This is a genomic window from Corynebacterium sp. KPL4072 (genome assembly GCF_037908395.1).
Lineage (GTDB): Bacteria > Actinomycetota > Actinomycetes > Mycobacteriales > Mycobacteriaceae > Corynebacterium > Corynebacterium kefirresidentii.
The window spans coordinates 154577-175242 of record NZ_JBBMGE010000002.1 but is presented as its reverse complement, the minus strand read 5'-3'; the positions used below and the strand labels follow the sequence as shown (position 1 = coordinate 175242).

Annotated in this window: 20 protein-coding genes; 10 read left to right on the top strand and 10 right to left on the bottom strand. The window is 61.4% G+C overall.

Going from position 1 to position 20666, the window contains the following annotated elements; translation table 11 throughout:
- The first annotated feature begins 29 nt into the window (after window positions 1-29).
- From WMP97_RS02680 to WMP97_RS02670, 3 genes are all read left to right on the top strand, one after another.
- Window positions 30-1160 carry a MalY/PatB family protein gene (locus tag WMP97_RS02680; RefSeq protein WP_239207884.1) on the top strand — a complete coding sequence of 377 codons (1131 nt, stop codon included), beginning with the start codon at window positions 30-32 and terminating at the stop codon, window positions 1158-1160.
- A gap of 205 nt (window positions 1161-1365) precedes the next feature.
- Window positions 1366-2766, top strand: coding sequence for a branched-chain amino acid transport system II carrier protein (gene brnQ, locus WMP97_RS02675; RefSeq protein ID WP_200288765.1), 1401 nt, complete (start codon window positions 1366-1368; stop codon window positions 2764-2766).
- Window positions 2767-2952: 186 nt separating this feature from the next.
- Window positions 2953-3972, top strand: coding sequence for an LLM class flavin-dependent oxidoreductase (locus tag WMP97_RS02670; protein ID WP_200288764.1), 1020 nt, complete (start codon window positions 2953-2955; stop codon window positions 3970-3972).
- Here the strand turns inward: WMP97_RS02670 and WMP97_RS02665 are convergent.
- Entirely contained in the window at window positions 3969-4505 is a 537-nt protein-coding gene (locus WMP97_RS02665) for a hypothetical protein (protein WP_340439733.1), read from the bottom strand. The genes WMP97_RS02670 and WMP97_RS02665 overlap by 4 nt on opposite strands.
- 200 nt (window positions 4506-4705) lie before the next feature.
- On the opposite strand from WMP97_RS02665, the gene WMP97_RS02660 reads away from it, so the two are divergent.
- The 6 genes from WMP97_RS02660 (at window position 4706) to WMP97_RS02635 (ending at window position 12053) form a co-directional block, all read left to right on the top strand.
- Window positions 4706-5470 carry a GntR family transcriptional regulator gene (locus WMP97_RS02660; protein WP_316349229.1) on the top strand — a complete coding sequence of 255 codons (765 nt, stop codon included), beginning with the start codon at window positions 4706-4708 and terminating at the stop codon, window positions 5468-5470.
- Window positions 5471-5509: 39 nt separating this feature from the next.
- Complete coding sequence (locus WMP97_RS02655) at window positions 5510-7057, top strand: ABC transporter substrate-binding protein (protein ID WP_340439732.1); 1548 nt, start codon at window positions 5510-5512, stop codon at window positions 7055-7057.
- Entirely contained in the window at window positions 7054-8022 is a 969-nt protein-coding gene (locus WMP97_RS02650) for an ABC transporter permease (RefSeq protein WP_340439731.1), read from the top strand. Before WMP97_RS02655 ends, WMP97_RS02650 begins: the two co-directional genes overlap by 4 nt.
- A complete protein-coding gene (locus tag WMP97_RS02645) occupies window positions 8022-8843 on the top strand; it encodes an ABC transporter permease (RefSeq protein ID WP_340439730.1) in 822 nt (273 codons plus the stop codon). The genes WMP97_RS02650 and WMP97_RS02645 overlap by 1 nt, the downstream gene beginning before the upstream one ends.
- Entirely contained in the window at window positions 8840-10294 is a 1455-nt protein-coding gene (locus WMP97_RS02640) for an ABC transporter ATP-binding protein (RefSeq protein ID WP_340439729.1), read from the top strand. Before WMP97_RS02645 ends, WMP97_RS02640 begins: the two co-directional genes overlap by 4 nt.
- Window positions 10295-10361: 67 nt before the next feature.
- Window positions 10362-12053: an FUSC family protein gene (locus WMP97_RS02635; RefSeq protein ID WP_340439728.1), complete on the top strand. Its 1692-nt coding sequence runs from the start codon at window positions 10362-10364 to the stop codon at window positions 12051-12053.
- Here WMP97_RS02635 and thpR read toward each other — a convergent pair.
- The 3 genes from thpR to WMP97_RS02620 form a co-directional block, all read right to left on the bottom strand.
- On the bottom strand, window positions 12050-12592 hold the full coding sequence (thpR, locus tag WMP97_RS02630) for an RNA 2',3'-cyclic phosphodiesterase (RefSeq protein ID WP_340439727.1): 543 nt from the start codon (window positions 12590-12592) through the stop codon (window positions 12050-12052). The two genes, WMP97_RS02635 and thpR, sit on opposite strands and share 4 nt — an antisense overlap.
- Before the next feature lie 3 nt (window positions 12593-12595).
- A complete protein-coding gene (locus WMP97_RS02625; RefSeq protein WP_275042107.1) occupies window positions 12596-12718 on the bottom strand; it encodes a hypothetical protein in 123 nt (40 codons plus the stop codon).
- A gap of 85 nt (window positions 12719-12803) precedes the next feature.
- The gene (locus WMP97_RS02620; protein WP_239207893.1) at window positions 12804-14198 is read right to left on the bottom strand and encodes a YeeE/YedE thiosulfate transporter family protein; all 1395 of its coding nucleotides are present in this window, start codon (window positions 14196-14198) and stop codon (window positions 12804-12806) included.
- 173 nt (window positions 14199-14371) lie between these two features.
- On the opposite strand from WMP97_RS02620, the gene WMP97_RS02615 reads away from it, so the two are divergent.
- Entirely contained in the window at window positions 14372-14752 is a 381-nt protein-coding gene (locus tag WMP97_RS02615; protein ID WP_340439726.1) for a hypothetical protein, read from the top strand.
- Between the two features lie 19 nt (window positions 14753-14771).
- Here WMP97_RS02615 and WMP97_RS02610 read toward each other — a convergent pair whose 3' ends face one another.
- From WMP97_RS02610 to WMP97_RS02585, 6 genes are all read right to left on the bottom strand, one after another.
- Window positions 14772-15425, bottom strand: coding sequence for a response regulator transcription factor (locus WMP97_RS02610; protein ID WP_340439725.1), 654 nt, complete (start codon window positions 15423-15425; stop codon window positions 14772-14774).
- Entirely contained in the window at window positions 15422-16633 is a 1212-nt protein-coding gene (locus WMP97_RS02605) for a sensor histidine kinase (protein ID WP_340439724.1), read from the bottom strand. The genes WMP97_RS02610 and WMP97_RS02605 overlap by 4 nt, the downstream gene beginning before the upstream one ends.
- A 66-nt stretch (window positions 16634-16699) precedes the next feature.
- Entirely contained in the window at window positions 16700-17365 is a 666-nt protein-coding gene (locus WMP97_RS02600) for a response regulator transcription factor (protein ID WP_340439723.1), read from the bottom strand.
- Window positions 17362-17973 carry a hypothetical protein gene (locus tag WMP97_RS02595; RefSeq protein ID WP_340439722.1) on the bottom strand — a complete coding sequence of 204 codons (612 nt, stop codon included), beginning with the start codon at window positions 17971-17973 and terminating at the stop codon, window positions 17362-17364. Before WMP97_RS02595 ends, WMP97_RS02600 begins: the two co-directional genes overlap by 4 nt.
- Entirely contained in the window at window positions 17970-19190 is a 1221-nt protein-coding gene (locus WMP97_RS02590) for a sensor histidine kinase (RefSeq protein WP_340439721.1), read from the bottom strand. The genes WMP97_RS02595 and WMP97_RS02590 overlap by 4 nt, the downstream gene beginning before the upstream one ends.
- A 42-nt stretch (window positions 19191-19232) precedes the next feature.
- Entirely contained in the window at window positions 19233-20609 is a 1377-nt protein-coding gene (locus WMP97_RS02585) for a M20 metallopeptidase family protein (protein WP_023020965.1), read from the bottom strand.
- Window positions 20610-20666: the final 57 nt, after the last annotated feature.

The following is a 20666-nucleotide window of genomic DNA, read 5'->3' as shown; positions in this document are numbered from 1 at the left end:
GCCGCGGGCTTCGCGTTAAGGTTGTAGCCATGGAGTTTCCTAGCCTAGAAGAATTGCAAGCCCGCGGAACCCGCAAGTGGACCGTCTTCGAAGAAGATGTGTTGCCACTGTGGATTGCGGAGTCCGACTTCCCCACCGCGCCCGCTATCAAGAAGGCGTTGGAAGAGATGGTGGATAGGGAAACCTTCGGCTATACCCCAGCACCCAAGGCCTCAGGACTGCGCGAGGCTGTGGCTAATTTCTATGACACACGCTATGGCTGGCGCCCTATCCCGGAGCATATTTTCTGGATTGGGGATGTAGTGCGGGGTCTTTTGCTAGGAGTGCAGTACTTTACCCGCGAAGGTTCCCCGGTCATCGTGCCAGTGCCTTCCTACCCTCCGCTGCTGGAGCTGCCGCGCACCGCTGGCCGCGAAAAGATCGAGACCAGCTTGGAGCTCGATGATATTGAGCGCGCCTTCCAGCAGGGCGCTGGCTCTATTTTGCTAGCCAACCCTTATAACCCGCTCGGCCGTGTCTTGGACGAGGACTACCTCACCGGCTTGGTAGAACTGGCGGAAAAATATGATGCGCGCATCCTGGCCGATGAAATCCATGCCCCACTGGTCTATGAGGGGCGGCATATCCCGGTGGCGTCGCTGAGCGCGGCGGCTGCCGAGCGCACCATCACGGTAACCGCTACCTCCAAGGCTTTTAATACTGCCGGGCTAAAGTGCGCGCAGATTATTTTCTCCAATACGTCCGATGTACACACGTGGAATGACCTTACTGGGGTGGCCAAGGATGGCACGGGCACCTTGGGCGTGCTTGCTGCGGAGACTGCCTACCGCGAGTGCGGCGACTTCCTCGATGAAGAAATAGCGTACCTGCGGCAGACCCGCGATTGGTTGGTGGAGGAGCTGCCGCAGCGCATCCGTGGTTTAAAGACCAGCAAGCCGGAGGCCACCTACCTGCTGTGGTTGGATTTTGCTGATACCGCTATCGGCGGCAATCCGCAGCCGGCCAAGTGGTTGCGGGAGAATGCGAAGGTCGCGCTCAATGAGGGCGATACCTTTGGCACCGGCGGTCCGGGCCATGCGCGGTTGAATTTCTCTACCTCGCGCGAGATTTTGGAGGAGGCACTCGACCGCATGGAGCGTGCCTTCGCCGCACTCGATTAGGTCGGCCCGGCTGGGTCAACCATGTATTCTGCGTCACCCCCACACTTTGATTTCTCACCATGTGGGCGGTAATGTCTCATTACACGAACAGGCGTGACCCGCCACCTCGGACCGCGGAGACGCACCCCACCCCGCCATCACCCCTCGGCGGAATAAGGAAAGCTTCCTCACATTCTAGCTGTACATGGAAAATTAAGGAGCCACCATGGCTACCCCAGTCGCGTCAAGCACTGCAAAGCCCGTCGCCACCATCGTAATTGCGTCGTTGATGCTGTTTTCGATGTTCTTCGGCGCCGGCAACCTCATCTTCCCACCCATGGTGGGAGTTTCGGCCGGCACCAATTTTTGGCCCGCCGTCCTCGGCTTCCTCGCCGCCGGCGTGCTCCTTCCGGTCCTAGCCATTGTTGCCGTCTCCATTTCGGGCCGCTCCGTGCGCGACCTGAGCTCCAACGGTGGCGCGCTTTTCGGCCTCGTCTTTTCTGTAATGGCCTACCTTGCCATCGGCGCCTTCTACGCCCTGCCGCGCACCGGCGCCGTTTCCATGGAAACCGCCATCACCCCGCTGCTGGGCTGGGAGGGAACCATGGCCAATGGCATCTTCAATGTGGTCTTTTTCCTTATCGCCCTAGCACTGTCTTGGAAGCCAAATTCCATTATCGATACCTTGGGTAAGTTCCTCACCCCGGCTTTGGTGGCGTTGTTGGTTGTCCTCATCGCCTTGGCAGCTTTCAACAATCCCCGCGATCCCCAAGCACCTACTGCGGACTATACTTCTTCCCCCATGGTCACCGGCCTTTTTGAGGGCTATAACACGATGGATGCCATTGCGGGTCTGGCCTTTTCCATCGTCATTGTCGGCGCTTTGCGTTCCAAGGGTTTTAAGACCAAGAAGTCCCTGGTTAACGGCACCATTACTGCCGCTCTGGTTGCTGGCGCTTTGCTGGCCGCTATCTATCTGGGCTTGGCGTGGGTAGGCCAAACCATTCCCAATGGCCAGTCCTATGAGTCAGGAGCGCCCCTGCTTGCCGACGCCGCAAATCTCACCATGGGCACCATCGGCCAGGTCGTCTTCTCCGCCATCGTCATCCTGGCCTGCATGACCACCGCGGTGGGCCTTATCACCTCCACCTCCGCCTTCTTCGAAATGCTTGTGCCTAAGGTGAAGTACCACGTCTGGGCCTGCCTCTTTACCGCACTGTCCATTCTCTTCGCCTTCCAGGGGCTGGAGACGGTGCTGTCCATTGCAGTGCCCTTCATTACTTTCCTGTATCCACCAGCTATTTCCCTTATCTTCCTCACCCTGATCCAACCAGTGGTGAAAAAGTCCGTGGTCTTTTATTGGACCTACCGTTTGGCACTGTGGGTATCGGTGCTGTGGTCGGCCTTGTCCGTTATCGCAGATCAGGGCTGGGGAACCGACGCACTCGATCCCCTCTTGAGCTTGGCTCCTGGCCAGTCCGTAGACCTCGGCTGGATCGTCCCTACCGCCATCGCGGCAGTCATCGGCCTCGTTGTCGATATCGCCACCAAGGCAGGCGAGAAGCACGAGGCCGCCAACCCACCGGCAACAGAGCCGGCGGAGGCCGACGCCCTCGCTGAGGCTTAGTCTCTCCTTCCTACCTCCCCCTCCCACTCCACACCTCACCACGGTGCCGAGGCGGAGGGGATTTTTATGTCAACAGGCCCCTGCGGCGATGCGGTATAGCCCCGCCCGGAATAGTCAGGCGGCGCGTACCGTTGGAAGAAGAGAACTTAGACAGGATTTACCGAAAGCAAAAGGAAGGCTCTCCCCGTGACCGAACGCGCGCATCTTTCCGTCTTGGACTTCTGCACCATTTATGAGGGCGAGACCCCAGCACAATCCATCGCCCGCTCCGTGCAGTTGGCACAGGAAGCAGAAAAGCTGGGCTATTCTCGCATGTGGTACACCGAGCACCACAATATGAAGTCCATCATGTCTTCTTCTCCGGCCGTGCTCATCGCCCACATTGGTGCGAAGACCGAGCGCATTCGCTTGGGTTCCGGCGGAGTGATGCTGCCTAACCACTCCCCTTATGTCATCGCCGAGCAATTCGGCACTTTGGAGGAGATGTATCCCAAGCGCATCGACTTAGGCGTAGGCCGCGCACCCGGCACGGATATGAATACCCTGGGCCGCGCCCTGCGCCGCGACGCCCACTCTGCCGAACGCTTCCCCGAAGACGTCAAAGAGCTCAACTCCTATCTCGAGGGCAAGTCTTATATCCCGGGGGTCAGCGCCGTTCCAGGTGCCAATACCAACGTGCCGATCTATATTTTGGGCTCGTCCATGTTCGGCGCCTCGCTAGCCGCCAAGCTCGGCCTGCCTTATGCCTTTGCTTCTCACTTTGCCCCGCAGCACCTCGAGCAGGCTACCACCTACTACCGCGAGAACTTCCAGCCTTCCGAGCGCTTCAGCAAGCCCTACCTCATCGCCGGAGTCAACGTCACCGCCGCCGAGACCACCCAACAGGCGCAGGAGGAATACGAGCGCGTGTGTTTCAACCGCGTCAAGGCCTTCGCCGGCCGCGGCAAGCACCTCACCGATGAGCAGGTGGAGCAGATTATCGGCTCTTACCAGGGCCAGCAGATCCTAGACATGCTGAAGTACTCCGCCGTGGGCACCGCCGATGAGGTGGCAAACTACCTCGAGACCTTCCAGAAGCACGCTAAGGCCGATGAGCTGATGGTTTCCTTGCAGTCCAGCTCGCACGAGGAAGTCATCAAGAATATGCAACTGCTCGCACAGGGCTGGCAGCTCGATCCGGCACGCGTAGCCGGCACCCCGAGCTAGCCTTCGGCCCTTACGTGGCCTAGGTGGTCAATGGGGACCTCGGGGAACCGTTCCCGGAGTTTTCCCTCAAGCTCCCGCGGTCCCAGGTTCGCCTGCTCCGGCAATCGCACCGAATACTGCTGCGCTTCGTCCAAGGTAGAAACGCGTACCCCACGCGGAATCAGGGCCAGGAAATTTTGGCCCGGCTCGAGCGAATAGAACTGCATGCGCTCTAGCTCAGCGGCCGAAAAGCTAACCCGTTGGAAAGGCAAGGAAATTTCCTCGCCGATGCGCAGCAGCGCACGGGCTCGGCGGCGCGCGGAAGCTACCACCGCCAGCATCGCGCACAGCGCCCCGCCTAAGGGCATGAGCGCGGCAATGAGGTAGACGGTATGCAAGCGTGTACCGGCCTGTTCCTGCAGCGCCGAGTAAATAAGCACTCCACCGATTAGCAGCAGCGCGACGGCGATTAAAACAGCAACCGTCACTGCCTTGCCCAAGCGCGCGGTTCCACCGGCTTCGCGTACTTCAATGGTTTCGGTGCTCTCGTCCACGAAAACTTAGCCTAGCGCGCTCCCCTACCAACCTGGCGCTGATAGAGCGGCGCGTGGTCTTTTGGTTAGTGCTTTTCACTCAAATAGCGCGTAGTTTCTTAGTGACGCTGTTGCATTAGCGCACCCTAGCAAAATGGAATAACATTGACGTGTTTCGCTCCGCTGCGAAAAGCCCCGGAGAGACTAAGGACAAAGGTTGAATGAGCCCACGCGATAAACAGCAGCATAGAAAGATCGCTGATTACCTGCGAGAGCAGATCAGCTCTGGCGTGCTGCAACCAGGCGATTTTCTGCCTAGTGAAGCAGATTTATGCGAGAAGTTTTCTTCTTCCCGCGGACCCGTGCGCCAAGCAGTTGCGGCTTTGCGGGCCAAAGGGCTGGTTTCCTCCGGCCGGGGGCGCCGCTCCACCGTTTTAGCCTCTACCCAGGCAGAGCTTTTTGAATCCATCTATTCCATCTCCAGCTGGCTCAGCGAATATGACGCGGATCCCCAACAGCACACCCTGTGGCTAGCTCGCCGCCGCGCCCCGCGGGAAATTACCCGTTTTCTGCGTGTTGACCCAGAACAAAATGTGGTCTTTGTCCATCGCGTGCGCTATACCGAGGACCACCCCATTGCCATCGAGCGCATGTATTTCCCCATGGTGGTGGGAAAGCACATCCTGGACTTCGACGCGGATGGCGGCTCTATTCATGCGCACCTGCGCGAATGCGGCGTGGACTTTGATAATGTGCGCCGCGAACTCACATTGGAAGAAGCCACGGCTGAGGATGCCGAGGCACTTGAAGTGGCCACTGGCACCCCACTGTGGCGGCTCCAGATGGAAATATCCAACCACTCCGGCGAACCGGTGGAATTGGCGGTATACCTCTATCGCGCGGACCGCATGAAGCTGGCTATGAATAACGTACGTGGGGGTGTTTCACCCCTAGAAGTTATCCCCACACCTGGAAATTTTGCATAAGTTTCACGGCAGCTATCCCCACCGGCTACCCTGCTTCCTATGAGAAGATTTCGCGCCGGCAGGGCGCTGGGTAGCCTCGCCATGGCGGCCGCTGTCGGAACCGTATCAGCGTGCTCTGCAGGCCATACCGCGGTGGTTGATACCTCCCAAGCAGATAGCGACTCCGCTTCTGCTTCCCTTACCGTAGCCTCCACCTCGGCGGCCACTTCCCTAGATTTCACCACTACCGGTGGTGCTGCCATCCCCGCCGTACTCATGGACAATGTCTACGAAACTCTCGTGCGCATCGATGAGAATGGTTCTATCACCCCAGGGCTCGCCACCTCGTGGGAGATCAGCGACGATGCCCGCAGCTATACCTTCCATCTGCGCAAAGGTGTCACCTTTTCCAATGGCGATGCTTTTACCGCCGAGACCGCGGCCTTTTCCATTGATTACGTTCGCGAGAAATGGACCAATGGCATCTCAGCAGCCATGGATCCGGTAGAAAAAGCCACGGCCACCGATGAACACACACTAAAGGTGCGCCTGAAACAGCCGTCGAATGGCTGGCTCTGGTCCATGGGCACGGCCACCGGCGCGATGATGACGCCTAATGGCATGGATAACCTCGCCGCCCAACCGGTGGGTACCGGGCCCTTTGAGGTGTCCCGCTTTGCGCCTTCGGAATTTGTGGAGCTCAAGGTCCGCAAAAATTATTGGGGAAAGCCCGCCGCGCACGATGTCACCGTTCGCTATTTCCCAGACACCATCTCCTCGGTCAATGCCCTGCAGGCCGGCGGCGTGGATGTGGTCTGGGGTGTGCAAAACCCGGAGCTTCTCGACGACGTCAAGGACGGCATCGCTACCGAGGTCGGCACCACCAATGGTGAGGTGTTGCTATCCATGAATAATGCCCGGGCTCCCTTTGATGATCCGCGCGTGCGCCAGGCAGTCGCCTATGCCGTCGACCGCAAGGCGGCCAATGACATTTTGTGGAATGGCCTAGCCAAAGACACCGGTGGTGCACCAATCCCACCTACAGATCCATGGTTCCAAGGCAAGCGCTACTACGACTACAATCCGGATAAGGCCCGCCAGTTGCTCGAAGAGGCCGGCGCAGAAGGGGCCGAAATCACGCTGACTACACCGACGCTGCCCTATGCCCAGACCGTCGCCGAGCTGCTGTACTCGCAACTCACCGAAGTTGGCTTTAAGGTGAAGCTGGAATCCGCCGAGTTCCCAGCCGTATGGTTGGGCCAGGTCATGGGCGCCAAAGACTATCAAATGTCGCTCATCTCCCACGTAGAACCGCGCGATGTGCCAACCCTATTCGGCGATCCGGACTATTACCTCAACTACGATTCGCCGCGCACCCGCGAGCTTTTGGCCCAAGCCGACTCCGCGCCCGAGCAGGACTATCCCCAGCTCATGGCACAAGCCGTGGATCAGATCATGGCTGATGCCGGCGCGCTGACCTTGATGAATATGCCAAATATCGTGCTCACCCGCACAGGCGTGCGCGGGCTGCACCCTGATCAGGTCACGGACGCGCTGATCTTGCGCGATCTCAGCTCCGCAGTGACCACCGAAAAGGAGGCACGATGACTTCCCTTCGCCTTACTGGGCGCGCCATCGTGCGCCCGCTGCTGCGCTTTGCATTAACGCTCTTTGCCGCCTCCATCATCATCTTCGCGCTCATGCGCGCGGTGCCAGGCAACCCGGCGCGGGTGGCGCTGGGAGTGAATGCGACCGAAGAGGCCGTCGGCAAGCTCAGCTCTGAGCTGGGCCTGGATCGCCCGCTGCTCACGCAATATTGGGAGTGGATAAAAGGCCTATTTACCGGCAGCTTTGGGCAGTCATTGTCCTCGCAACAAGATATTACGCCGCTGGTACTAGACCGCGCCCAGGTCACGCTCATCCTGATTGGTTTAGCGATGCTGCTCGCGCTGGCCGGGGCAATCCCGGTGGGAATGTGGTTGGCACTGCGCAACCGTACCCGCGGCGCGGATGTGGTTTCTGCCGGTACGCAGCTGGGCATTGCGGTGCCCAGCTTCCTGCTCGGCATCATCTTGGTGGCCATCTTTGCCGTTCACCTAGGCTGGCTGCCGGCCAATGGTTGGGTGCCGCCAAACCAGGGCGCAGGCGAGTTTATTCGCCACCTCATCTTGCCGGTCATTGCGCTGGCCGTGGTGCAAGGTGCGATGCTGACACGCTATGTGCGCTCGGCTGTGCTCGATGTACTGCATCAGGACTATATCCGTACCGCCCGTGCACTGGGCCAGTCCCCGTGGCAGGCGCTAAAGCGCCACGGCCTGCGCAATGCGACGCTGCCCGTGCTTACCGTGGCCGGCGTACAGCTAACCACGATGGTCGTGGGCGCCGTAGTAATTGAGTCCGTCTTTGTCATCCCCGGCATAGGTTCGATGCTGCTAGATGCGGTGGCGGTGCGCGATCTGACCACGGTGCAGACCTTGGTCATGCTCCTCGTCGCCTTCGCCTTGGTGGTCAATGTCCTCACGGATGTGGCCTACCGATTCATCGATCCGCGCATCACGGCAGGTGATAAATAATGAAGCTGCGTTTTTCTGGTTGGCTGGGAGCCATCCTCGTCGCCGCCACGGTGCTGGTGGCAGTGATTTCGCTGGTGTGGACGCCGTATGACCCTACTCTCGCGCACCCGGATGTGAGCCTTGCCGGCCCCAGTGTCGAGCATCTCCTCGGTACGGACCGCTTCGGCCGCGATACCGCTTCCCGCATCATGGCAGGTGCCCAGATTACGGTCTTCGTCGGCCTAGTGGCGGTGGGAATTGCTGCCGTGGTCGGCGTGCCGCTCGGCATCCTCGCTGGCATGCGCCGCGGCACGTGGGCCGATGCGTTAGTGATGCGGGGTGCAGATTTGTTGCTTGCCTTCCCCGCGCTACTGTTGGCGATCATTGCCGGCGCGGTATGGGGCCCCTCAACGCTGACGGCCATGATTGCCATCGGCATCGCCGGCATTCCCTCCTTTGCCCGCGTAGCGCGCTCGGGCACGCTGCAGGTCATCACGCAGGACTATATTTCCTCCGCGCGCATCTCCGCAGTGCCAGGCTGGAAGGTGGCGGGGCGCCATATTTTGCCTAATCTTGCCGGTCTGCTCATCGTGCAGGCCTCGGTATATTTCGCGCTTGCCATCCTGGCCGAGGCCGGCCTGTCCTATCTGGGCTTAGGCACCGCCCCACCGGCTGCCTCGTGGGGCCGGATGCTGCAAGATTCCCAGTCGCTTCTGGGCACCGCTCCCCTGCAGGCCTTCTGGCCCGGCCTGGCCATTGCGGCGACAGTGCTGGGCTTTAACCTGCTAGGCGACGCCCTCCGTGACCTCCTCGATCCCCGCCTGAAAGGATCCGCGCGATGAGCCTGCTCAAAGTAGATAACCTGGCGGTCACCGCCGCCGGATCCACCACTGCCCTTTTGGGGCCGCTTAACTTCGAGCTCGCGGCCGGCGAGAAGCTCGGCATTATTGGTGAATCCGGCTCCGGCAAATCGCTCACGGCGCTATCCATTATGGGTCTTTTGCCCGATGGAGTACGCGCAAGCGGCTCCGTCACCGTAGATGGCCACGAGGTGATAGGCGCACGCGATGCCCGTATCCGCCCGTTGCGCGGGAAGACCATGGCCATGGTCTTCCAAGAACCGATGAGCGCGCTGGATCCGCTTATGCGCGTGGGCAAGCAGCTGGCCCACGCCGGGGTGCGCGATGCCGCAACCGCTCTCGAAGAGGTGGAGCTTGATGCCGGCATTGCCTCCCGCTTCCCGCACCAGCTCTCCGGCGGTCAGCGCCAGCGCGTGCTCATTGCCATGGCCATGGCCGGGCACCCCGATCTGCTCATCTGCGATGAACCGACCACCGCACTGGATGCCACCACGCAGGATGGCGTGTTGCGCGTCATCGAGCGCGTGACCAAGGCTCGCGGCATCGCGCTGATCTTCATCACCCATGACTTGGGAGTCATCCGCCGCATGTGTCCCCGCGTTGTGGTAATGCACCACGGCGCAGTGGTGGAGTCTGGCCCTACCGAGCGGATTCTTGCCCAGCCCGAGCATCCCTATACCCGCGAGCTCATCGATTCCTCCCAGCTGCCAGAGATGAGCCTTGCCCCGGCCGCAGCGGAAGATTCCCTGGTCACGCTCGAAGGGGTTAGCAAGGTGCACGGCACTCACGCCGCACTCGACGGCATCGACTTGCGCGTGCACCACGGCGAGCGCCTCGGCATTGTGGGTGGCTCCGGATCGGGAAAGACCAGCCTGCTCAAGCTCATTGCCGGACTCGACCAGCCGACAAGCGGCGAGGTCACCGTCCGTGGCCGAGTGCAGATGGTCTTCCAAGATCCGCAGGGCTCTCTCAACCCGCGGCTAAAGATCTGGAAATCCATCGCAGAGGCCATGCCGGGCAACCCAAACAAAGCCGAAAAGCGCTCCCGCGCCGCGGCCGCGCTCGAGGAGGTCGGGCTTCCGACCGATAGCCTCGACCGCTTCCCGCACGAGTTTTCTGGTGGCCAGCGCCAGCGCATTTCCATTGCCCGCGCGCTGTGCGGCGAGCCAGATATCCTGCTGGCCGATGAAGCAGTCTCGGCCCTTGATATGTCCGTGCGCGCGCAGGTTTTGGAGCTACTGGCAGAGATCATCGACAAGCGAGAGCTCACCTTACTCTTTGTCACCCACGACCTTGCGGTGGTACGCCACCTATGCGATAGTGTCGCCGTCCTCGACCGCGGCCGGCTCATCGAGCACGGCCCTACCGAGGCCGTATGGTCCTCCCCCAGCACGGACTACACGCGTCGGCTTATCGCGGCCGCCGAAATGTGAAGCGGGTGCTGGTGGGCGTAAGGTAGTCGGGTCAGATAACTCCACTTAGAAAGGATCCTGCTGCTCCGTGGCCGCCCAGCTTGACTATCCCATCCCGCAGCGCCCTAGCACCACCCAGCTACTCACCGCATTTAATAGCGCCTCGGTGCGCTGGCCTGGTGCACTGCGCGCGGGATTGGCGATTCTCCTGCCCGGCGCCATTGCGCTGCTTACCGGCCACGACTACGCTATCCTGCTCATTTCCACCGGCGCGTTTACCGTCATCTTTGGCGAGGGACAGCCCTATCGCACCCGCCCGCGCGTCATGCTCACCGCCGGCACCGCGCTCATTACCGTCGCCGCCGTCGGCGTGTTGGTAGGCCATCTTATCTTTGCGCCCGGCCACGGCCATTGGTGGCTCCTACTCGCAGGCCTCTACTCCACGGCATTGGCCGCCGGTTGTGGCTTTGCCCAAAATGCGCTGCGCCTGCCGCCACCGGGCACCTTCTTCCTCGTCATGGTCGGCGGCGGCTCGGTCATGCTCGCCCGCACCGATGTCACCGTGGGCCAGCTGCTCTTTTGGGCGCTGACGGGCATGGTGGCCAGCTTGATCCTCGGCATGGCCCCGGCCCTTTTTGACCCGCACGGCCCTGAGCGCCGCGCCGTAGCCAGCCTGGAAAAGGCCGCGTCTGCCTTCCAGGCCGGACAGGATGATTCACTCGCCCGCCACCACCAAGCACAAACCGCACTTTTTGCTGCTTGGCAGGCGCTTTCCGACGCCCACATTATCCGCGGTGGCCGCATCATCGACTCCCAAGGAGCCCACCTAGTAGAGCGCACCCTTGCTGCCCAGCACACCATCGTGGCACATAACCGCGCCCTTGACCTCGACTCCGATTCGGACCAGCTTACCGATCATGTCACCGACGTCGACCCGAATCGCACCGCTATCCCCCATACCCGGCCCACCGGCCGGTACCGGCTTTACCGCGCCGCGGTGCGGGATTCGCATGCCATGGTCACTACCCAAAAGGTGGTTCTTTCGGCGATCATTACCGTGCTCGTGGGCCTTAGCCTCGGCTTCGACCGGCCGGACTGGGGCGTGGTCTCTGCCTTCCTCATGCTGCAATGGGGACCCGACCATGTGCCGGGCACCGTCCGCGGCATCCACCGCATGCTCGGCTCTGTAGTGGGCGTGCTGCTATTTTCCATCCTTCACTACTTCGGTATTAATGGCTGGACGTTGCTGCTGGCGTTGGCTGCCTGCCAATTCTGTGCCGAAATCTTCGTGGCGAAGAACTACGCCATCTGCGTTATCTTCTCCACCCCGCTCGCTCTTCTCATGGGCAACTCGGCCACCCGTCCTCTGTTGCCCACTATTCAAGCTCGCTGCGGCGAGATCCTCTTGTCCATCCTCATAGCCACCGCGGTGCTGTGGCTATGGCAGCGCAGCGCCCCAGTACGCAATCAGGCCCGCCTGCAGGTCCGTGCGATGGAGTCCATGGCTACCCTGCTCGGACTGCTCTTTGTCAATACCCCAGATTCCGTATTGTCCGCACGCCGTGACCTACAGTACGAGCTGCTTTCCGAGCGCCGCGCCATCCAATCCCTCGCCGCCGATAACCCAGAAGCCGTGCGCCAATTCTGGGCCCGCCACATCGCGCTGCAGCACGCCGGCTATTTCCTTTTGGATTTTTGCACCACTCACCCGGACCGCACCGCCACCCGCGAAGAGCTCGATGCCCTCGTGCGGGAAATCCGTGCCGCCCGCGCCGCCTAGACTAGGGGGTATTCCTCAATTACTTCGTAGCGCGGCCCGCCGCCGCGGCCCTCGCCCAGGTGCGATTGCATAAGGCATACCCGGTCCGCACAAAAGTCCGGCCCTCGGTACACCGACAACGCGCGCACGACATCCCCCAGTACCCACGGATCACGGGTACGCCGGCCGGCGCGCGCGACGGTCAGGTGGGGACGGTGGTGATGAAAGGCGACGTCGGCAAGCTGGCAATCCGCCATCAACTCCCGCACACCCCGCGCCTGGCCACCGACGCCCAACCACAGGGTGCGCTGCTCAAAACTTCCCGCTCCGCTCACATGCACATCCAACGCCGAGCGCCCAGCCACCGCGTGGGCGAGGTGCTCGCGCACGGCCGCCGCATCATTGGGCTGGTCGCCATAAAAGGCCATGGTCACATGCCAATTATCCGGATCCGTCCAGCGCAACTCGTTGGTAGTTGCCGCATGGATGGGCCTAAGCGTATGTACCATATGCTCGCGCGCGGCGGCAGAAGGCAGCAGCGCGGAAAAGACGCGAATCATGGTCTAGCTGGCATACACGCTAAGGCGCAGTTCCGCGTCCAGCACGTGCTCTTCCTCGCGTTCAAAGACGGCGAAGGCATGCAAAATATCCGCAACGGCGGTGGAATTATCATCAAACTCGGGCATGAGATAACTTCTTTCAAACCACAAAGGAGGCAGAAGAATCACGCGCGATTCTTCTGTCTCCACATAGTAGCTGACAATGATGTAATTAGCCGCCCTTGACTACCGTGACCTGCCAGCCGGCATCGCCCGCGCGATGGAAATCACGAATCTCATGGCCTTCATCGGCCGCCCACTGCGGAATCGAGTCGGTGGCCTGGGTGCAGTCAAAATCAATGACCAGCGCCTCACCAGGCTCTAGCTCCGCCATGACCTGCTTGGCCTCAATCAAGGGGAACGGGCAGACTGCACCGAGGGTATCCAGCGCGTAGCGCCCACCGCCTAGAGCACGGGCCTTTTCCTTGGCCTGCGGTTTGGTCTTGAGCGCCACTGCCCCGGTGGCAGAGGCAAAGCTCGGCAGCACCTTCTCCTCGGCGGAGACCGCCGAGTTATCCACGGACTCCTCGGTGGAGTAGGTCTGCGGCTGCCGTGACTGGTGGCCCTGCGCCTTCTTCGGCTTGAGCCATAGGCGTGCGCCCGCACCCACGCCGAGTGCCATAAAGAACAACGATACCCAGCCCTGGAAGCTAAACAAGGAGGTCTCCACCATGCCGTTGCCCACGGTGCAACCGCCAGCCAGCGAAGCACCCACACCCATCATGATGCCACCCCAAATAGCGCGGGTTGCAGTCTGTGCATCCGGAACGCGCACGCGGAACTCGCCGGCGGACTTCGCGGCAATGAAAGCACCCACCAGAAGGCCGATGACCAACAGGGTGCCCCAATTCATGCGCACGGAATCACCGGTGGCGGCCCAGCGCACGATATCCGCAGTCGGCGTGGTAATGCCGAGCCCACCATTGCGGCCGGCGTCGGCAGAGAGCACGAAACCCACCGTGCCGATGATGCCAACAGCAACCGCCGCGATATTCATATTCAACGGCTTGGCGTACCACGGCTGGCCCAAGTCCACCTTCGGGCGCCCGGCATCCTTGGCGCGGTAGTGGCGACACAGCATAAAGGTCACGCCCCACAGCACAGCCACGAGAATCCACGGCGAGATATGCAGCGCGTCGTGGATGGTGGTTACCGGCAGGCTCCACTGCTTGAACCAATCATTCGCCCCGGCCAACGGGCCCGATTTCATCGCGGCGGCTGACAGCCCATAAAACAGCAGCGCAATCCACGAGCCGACTAGGCCCTCAGCGGATCGGTACCACGTTCCGGAGGCGCAGCCGCCAGACAAGATGATGCCAAGGCCAAAGATGAAACCACCCACAATAACGGCTACCGGTTTGAAATCAGCAATCTCCGGAGAGAGCACGTCAGCGCCGGCCAACAGGGTAAGGCCAAAGGCATGGACCGAGATCAAAATGAGCAGAGCGGTAAAACCGCGCCAGGTCTTATTGAGGAAAATATCGCGCAGCATGCCGGTCACGCAGAAGCGCCCGCGCTGCAGCACAGCACCGAAGACGATGCCGGTGAGAAGTCCGGTAATAATCACACTGTCTCCTTGTATCGAGTCAAGGGCCTCAGACTACGCCCTCTAAGACAGATTTGTCTATAATTGACGTACAACCCGGTTCTAGGGTGGCAGATTTCCGCGTTTCCGTCGGCCTTCCCTATGCCACCTCAGGCGCCCCAGCCGCTCCGGGCACAACTAAGGAGAATTAACCTATGGGAATCCCAGACGACGTTGTCCTCGATGGATATACCCTCATCGAGCAACACGCAATCGACCACGAGTTCCTGCTGCGCGGCTCTCCGCTGGGCACCGAAACTCCCCTCCTATTCGCCCTGACCATTGCAGGCGTACTGCTGGTCGCGGCGAGCTTCTTCCTGCGCGGTGGCGCGCGGGTTGCCACCGGCCTGGTGGGTGCGATCCTGGCGCTAACCAAGCTGTGGTGGATGCCCTTCGCGCTATGGCAGCAGTTCGATGACGGCCAAGTATTCGGCTACACGCTCAAGTACTTCCCGCAGTACTGGCCGGTGGCCTCCCTTATCGTCGGCGTCATCGCGCTGGTGGGCCTAGCCTCCGCCATTTTCCGCCGGCCCTAGCGGCCCAGCCCAGCCACGCCTAACCGCCGAGAACCGCAATCGCGATGTGCACCCGGTTGGTGCCATCGATCTTGGCCAGGATGTGCTTCATGTGCGTCTTGACCGTGGTCAGCGAGATGAAAAGCTGCTCGGCAATCTCGGCGTTGCTCAGTCCTTGGGCCACCAGCTGGGCGATTTCATTTTCGCGCTCGCTCAGCTCGGCCAGCCCGCTGGGTTGAATCATCTCTTGTTCCGGCTGCGGCGGCGTGGCCGCCAGCCCCACCAGGTTTTCTAGCACCTTCGGGCTGAGCTGTTGCTGGCCTTGGGCCGCCGCTCTTACCGACGCCACCAGCGCCTCCGGCGCCGTCGTCTTCAACAAGAATCCCACTGCCCCAGCGCGCAGGGCGTGCAGGATGAACTCGTCGGTATCAAAAGCAGTGAGCATCACCACCGGAATATCACGCGCGCCGGCGAGCGAGTGCAGCTGCGCCGTCGCCTCGATGCCGTCCATAACCGGCATGCGGATATCCATCAGCACCACGTCCGGCTCCTCGGCCAGGATGAGCTCCACTCCTTCCTTGCCGTTGCCGGCCTCGCCAATGACGCTAATGCCCGGCGCGCCTTCCAAGATCACGCGCAGCCCGTGGCGCAGCAGCGGCTCATCGTCGACGAGCACCACCCGAATTTCACTCACTTTTCTTCCTTCCTCGGCAGGCGCAGAGTCCACGAGAACCTATCTTCCTCATCGTTTACCTGTAGCGATCCGCCCACCACACTAGCGCGCTCGCGCATGCCGACGATCCCGTACCCACCACTGTGCACGCCTGCCTTTTCCCCAGTCTGGGCGGTGGGGTTAGACATGGTGATAGACAGGGCGTCGGCAAGCGTGGCGATGGTGATGGTAACCGGCTGGCCCGGCGCGTGCTTGCGGGCGTTGGTTAGGCCCTCCTGGACCGCGCGGTTGAGCGCGTGACCGGCCATGGTGCTCAGCTCTTCCAGCGATTGCGGCCCCGCGCCCGCCTGGTAGCGCACTTCCACCTCCATGCCCGCCTGGCGGGAACGCTCCACCAGCGATTCCACGCCCTCGCGCGGATCGATGCGCCCCTCGCTGCGCAGCGAGTGCAGCGCCTCACGCAGATCCCCCACGGCGGCCTCGGCTTCATCGCGAATCGTGCGCGCGGATTGCCGCGTCTCTTCCGGATCTAGGTCTTTGCGGTAGGCCAACCCGCCGGCATAGACCGCAATCATGCTCAGCCGATGCGAGAGCGTATCGTGCATATCCCGCGCAATCCGGTCCCGCTCTTCCTGCCGCGCAAAATTCTCCCGTGTGGTCATTTCCTCGTGCGTGAGCTCCGCCTGCGCCTGCAGCGCAATCGTGCGCTCTTTTTGGTTCGAGCGAACCAACCCGACCACTAAAACCACTACTGCTGGGAGGATGTGGGCAAGTAAGAATCCCAGCTTCCCGGGCGCACTATGATCTTCGCTTCGAGATAGATCCATAGTAACCAACTCCGAGACCAACATGGCCGCACATACCGTCGCCATCCACCACCGGCTGCGGCGCGAGGCCGCCGAAAACGCCGCCATCATTACCGAAGGCCGGAACCGAGCAATCGACACCGTCGCCGAAATAATGGTTGCGGCTACCAACGCGCTGCGCGGGCCAGGCTGGGTGCTACGCGGGTCCCGCTCCGCTGCGGCGTGGCGCAGGGCAAAGGGCAATAGGATCCAGGTGCCTATCGTCGCCACGAAAAAGAACACTATCCGATCTTCCGGTGCTTCGGAAGAACTTAGGCGGACGGCGACGACCATAAAATCGCCGATCAATGCCACCGCAGCGATGAGTAGCTTTTGCCAAAGCGGGCGCTGGAGCATCTCGTCGGATTTTCGGAATAACTTCATAACGCGCACCAGTCTAAGTCGACCCGCCGGCGGCGCGGTATCCCCCGCAGGGAGGATTCTCCGGCGTTAGCCGCGCGCCTCTAAGACCATAATGGCGATGTGCACGCGGCTGGTACCGCCGATCTTTTTCAAAATATGCTGCATATGCGATTTCACCGTCGCCATGGACACCACCAGTTGGTCGGCGATGTCTTGATTATTCAAGCCTTGGGCTACCAGCCCGGCGATTTCCCGCTCGCGCGAGCTCAAAGTGGAAAGCCGGGTTCGAGCGGTGCGGGTGTGGTGTGAATGGGCGTCGGAAAGCGCGCGGCTTTGCATGCCTACCAGCTTGTCGACGACCTGCGGGCTCAACAGCGGTTGCCCCGCTGCGGCCGCACGCACGGCCGCCATGAGCGATTCCGGCGGCGTTGACTTGAGCAAGAACCCGGCCGCCCCGGCGCGCAGGGCTCGCAGGATAAAGGAATCGGTATCAAAGGCCGTAAGCATGATTATCGGCACGGCGTGGACCGACAGAATCTTCTCCACGGCCGCGATGCCATCCATAACCGGCATGCGGATATCCATTAACACCACATCGGGCTGCGAATCGAGGACGGTAGCCACCGCGTCCCGGCCATTGCTCGCCTCGGCCACGACTTCGATATCGGGCGCATGAGACAGCAATAGGCGCAGCCCGCTGCGGACTAGGTCTTCGTCATCAACGAGCACTACACGCAGGGCATCGGCCATCATGCTTCCTTTCCCACTGGTTGATTCCACCGCGCGCGCCAGAGCTGCGACGCGACGGGCGTATACGCCACTGTAAGCGCCACAAGAATCGCCAGCGCTACCGGCACTATAGTGGCGTGGCCTGCCACTACGCCGTTGAGGAACGAGGGCACGAGAATCTCGTTTATCTTTTCGAAGAATTTGGGGAAAAAGTCGATGACAAGCGTGGCCGCAATGAATGTCAGCGCAGTCTGCAAAAGCAATGTCCACAGGTTCACCCGATGCAGGCGCTTATCGACGTCCACCTTCCCCACCGCCGCAAACATCACCCTCGCTCCTTGCCCGCGAAACTGTGGCACGATATAGCCACGGCGCTCCACCAGCGCGATGCGATCTGCGTCTTCGGGCGCATTATCATCGCTATTTCCGCGCAGGAATTCCACGCTATAGGCCGAGTCATCGGTATCGGTGTAGCTGAGCTTGCGCGTAGTGCCGTTGACCGTGGAGGTAAAAAGGCTGCGCTTAGAATCTAAGTATTTTCCTGTCCAGCCCTCGCGGGTCCTGGTTTCTTCTAGGTCAATGCGCATAAGCCCGTAGTCGGGATGGCGCAACTGCCAACTCATTTCGCTCATTGCGCGGCCTCCTTATGCGCCAGTGGTAGCAGGATGCTCCAGCGAAATTCCTCGCCTTCTTCACCGGCGTGGACATTCATGCGCCCGCCGGATAGCTCCACGCGCTCGCGCAGGCCCACCAGCCCGTAGCCTCCGACGCCGCTACCTGCGCGCTCCTCGGCATTAGCCACTGGGAGCGGGTTGCGCATCTCGACGCCCACCTCACCGGCCACCTCGCGCACCGTGATGCTCACCGGCTGGCCAGCGGCGTGCTTGCGTGCATTGGTCAGGCCTTCCTGTACTGCGCGGTGCACGGCGTGCTGCGCCATCGTGGATAGCCCAGTAAAAACATCCGGGCTGGCACCGTCCGCGTAGGTCACGGTCACCTGCGTGCCGGCCTCCTGCGCGGCCGCGACTAGCTCTTCTAAGGTGGTGCGCGGATCCTGGGAAAGATCTTCACGTAGAGCGCTTAGGACGGTGCGCAAATCTTCTACCGCGTTCTGGGCCTCCGCGCGGATGGTGCGCGCTGCGTCTGTGAACTCGGCCGGCACGCCTTCACGCGGATAGCTCAGCGCACCCGCATGAATGGCCACAAGGCTCAGCCGATGCGAGAGCGTATCGTGCATGTCCCGCGCGATATTCTCGCGCTCCTCTCGCCGCGCGCGTTCTACCTTGGCACGCATCTCTTCGCGATTCATCCGGGCTTGCTGCTCCACCCGCCACCGCTTTTCGCGCAGATTGGCGCGCTTTTGGCCTACCAATAACCCCGCGACTATCACGACCACAACGAAGATGGCACCAACCCATCCGATATCGTCCCAGGCCATATAGGGGTTGAAGAACGCATCAATCGCAAACGCCGCCACGAAGCACGCCACTGCGGCCACCGAGCGCGAAGTCGAGCGGCGCGAGACCATGGAAATGAAAGCCACGACTCCACTAGCCGCACCAAAATAGGAGCTCGACCCCAGCAGCACGATACAGCCAGCGATGAAGCTACGGGTGGAGCCGCTATAGTCGACGTCGGAAAGCTCGCGCGGCTGGTGCTCTAACGCAAAGGGCAGGGCGATAATCGTCACCACGCCCACCGCAAAACCGGTACAGATATAGGGCCCGTACTCCTCAAACGACGGTGAATACTCCTCGATATCCATGCTCATCAGTACTACGCCGATAAGCCAATTCGCCACCGCACAAGCGGCAACGATACCGGCCGTGCTCCACTTCGTTCTGATCATGGCCTAAAGCTTAAGCCAGCGGCCATAATCCCTAGGGATGAATTATTTTTGCACCCCGGCCGCATCGCGCATGGCCTTCGTCTGCGCGGACGGGTGCTCGTTTTCGGTGGCCAAGCGCTCAAATGCGACGGCCGCCAGTGCCGCGGACTGCATTCCCAGCACCGAGTCATCAAAGCGCATCATCGGCGAGTGGTTCCACTCGCGCTCATTTTCGGGCTTGTCTGGATTGGCCGTGCCCATCCACATAAACGTGCCCGGCACTTGCGCGAGGACGTAGCCGAAGTCTTCGGAGGCCATCATCGGGGCATCGAAAGGCTGGACGTTTTCGGTGCCAAACATCTGGCTCCACAAGGTAGCAGCGAACTGATTTTCCCGCGGATTCGTCTTGGTGGTGGGGTACAAGACCTCGAAATCCACCTGTGCGGTGCACCGGTGCGAAGCAGCGACGGAGCTGGAGACCTCCGTAATCATCTGCCGCACGGCGTCGATCTTCTCATCCCGCAGCACGCGCACCGTAGCGCCCAAAGCTGCGCGCTCCGGGATGGCGTTATACGCGCCATCACCCGCCCACAGGTTAGTCACGGTAATAACGATGGGCTCGAGCGCATCGAAGCGGCGGGTCAGTGCGGTCTGCAAAGACATTTGAATCTCCGCCAGCGCCGCTACCGGGTCAATAGCATCGTGCGGGCGGGAGCCATGCCCGCCCTTGCCCAGCACCGTAATGGTCAGGTTGGAAGAGCTAGCCATCATCGGGCCTGGCACATAGTGGAAGGTACCGCGGTCCTGCGGGCCAACGTGGAGGCCGTAGGCGGCAATGGGGCGTCGGCCAGCGGCGTCGAGCACGCCCTCTTCAATCATCGGCAACGCGCCGCCCGGCCCCTCCTCGCCGGGCTGGAACATAAACGTGACATCGCCGTGCAGCTCCTCCCGATGCTCACACAGAATCCGCGCCGCGCCCACCAGTCCGGCGGTATGCAGGTCGTGCCCGCAGGCGTGCATATACCCATTCGTCGAGGCAAACGGGCTGCCGGTCTGCTCGCGTACCTCGAGGGCGTCCATGTCCGCGCGCAAAAGCACCGACACCGGCCGCTCGCCGCGCTGGCCGCCGCGCAGCACGGCGACCACTGAGCTCAGATCCTGACCCACGTGAATCTCCAGCGGCAGGCCTTCGAGCGCTTCCAAGACCTTCTTTTGCGTGCGCGGCAGATCCAGGCCAATCTCTGGGTTGCGGTGCAGATCGCGGCGGAAGTTCTGCAACTCCTCGAGCATCCCCTCGCCCATTTCCTGGAAAACCTCGGTGGCCATCCGCTCGCCAATGCGCGCCCGTGTCACCGGCAGGGGCGGCAGCTGCTGGGCCTGGCGTGGGGCAGCCAGGCGTCCGGGGTTGGTAGGACGGATTCGCTTGGTCGGGTCAGACATGGGGAGCTCCTTTTCTCGCTTTCGCATTCGAGGGTACCGCAGGTTATCCACAGGCTG

Excerpts from the sequence above, each read along its gene's own strand:
- WMP97_RS02655 (WP_340439732.1), top strand. The coding sequence starts at position 5,510 with ATGAGAAGATTTCGCGCCGGCAGGGCGCTGGGTAGCCTCGCCATGGCG.
- thpR (WP_340439727.1), bottom strand. The coding sequence starts at position 12,592 with ATGATTCGCGTCTTTTCCGCGCTGCTGCCTTCTGCCGCCGCGCGCGAG.
- WMP97_RS02660 (WP_316349229.1), top strand. The coding sequence starts at position 4,706 with ATGAGCCCACGCGATAAACAGCAGCATAGAAAGATCGCTGATTACCTG.
- WMP97_RS02615 (WP_340439726.1), top strand. The coding sequence starts at position 14,372 with ATGGGAATCCCAGACGACGTTGTCCTCGATGGATATACCCTCATCGAG.
- brnQ (WP_200288765.1), top strand. The coding sequence starts at position 1,366 with ATGGCTACCCCAGTCGCGTCAAGCACTGCAAAGCCCGTCGCCACCATC.
- WMP97_RS02605 (WP_340439724.1), bottom strand. The coding sequence starts at position 16,633 with ATGAAGTTATTCCGAAAATCCGACGAGATGCTCCAGCGCCCGCTTTGG.
- WMP97_RS02650 (WP_340439731.1), top strand. The coding sequence starts at position 7,054 with ATGACTTCCCTTCGCCTTACTGGGCGCGCCATCGTGCGCCCGCTGCTG.
- WMP97_RS02590 (WP_340439721.1), bottom strand. The coding sequence starts at position 19,190 with ATGATCAGAACGAAGTGGAGCACGGCCGGTATCGTTGCCGCTTGTGCG.
- WMP97_RS02645 (WP_340439730.1), top strand. The coding sequence starts at position 8,022 with ATGAAGCTGCGTTTTTCTGGTTGGCTGGGAGCCATCCTCGTCGCCGCC.
- WMP97_RS02600 (WP_340439723.1), bottom strand. The coding sequence starts at position 17,365 with ATGATGGCCGATGCCCTGCGTGTAGTGCTCGTTGATGACGAAGACCTA.
- WMP97_RS02680 (WP_239207884.1), top strand. The coding sequence starts at position 30 with ATGGAGTTTCCTAGCCTAGAAGAATTGCAAGCCCGCGGAACCCGCAAG.
- WMP97_RS02595 (WP_340439722.1), bottom strand. The coding sequence starts at position 17,973 with ATGAGCGAAATGAGTTGGCAGTTGCGCCATCCCGACTACGGGCTTATG.
- WMP97_RS02625 (WP_275042107.1), bottom strand. The coding sequence starts at position 12,718 with ATGCCCGAGTTTGATGATAATTCCACCGCCGTTGCGGATATTTTGCAT.
- WMP97_RS02640 (WP_340439729.1), top strand. The coding sequence starts at position 8,840 with ATGAGCCTGCTCAAAGTAGATAACCTGGCGGTCACCGCCGCCGGATCC.
- WMP97_RS02585 (WP_023020965.1), bottom strand. The coding sequence starts at position 20,609 with ATGTCTGACCCGACCAAGCGAATCCGTCCTACCAACCCCGGACGCCTG.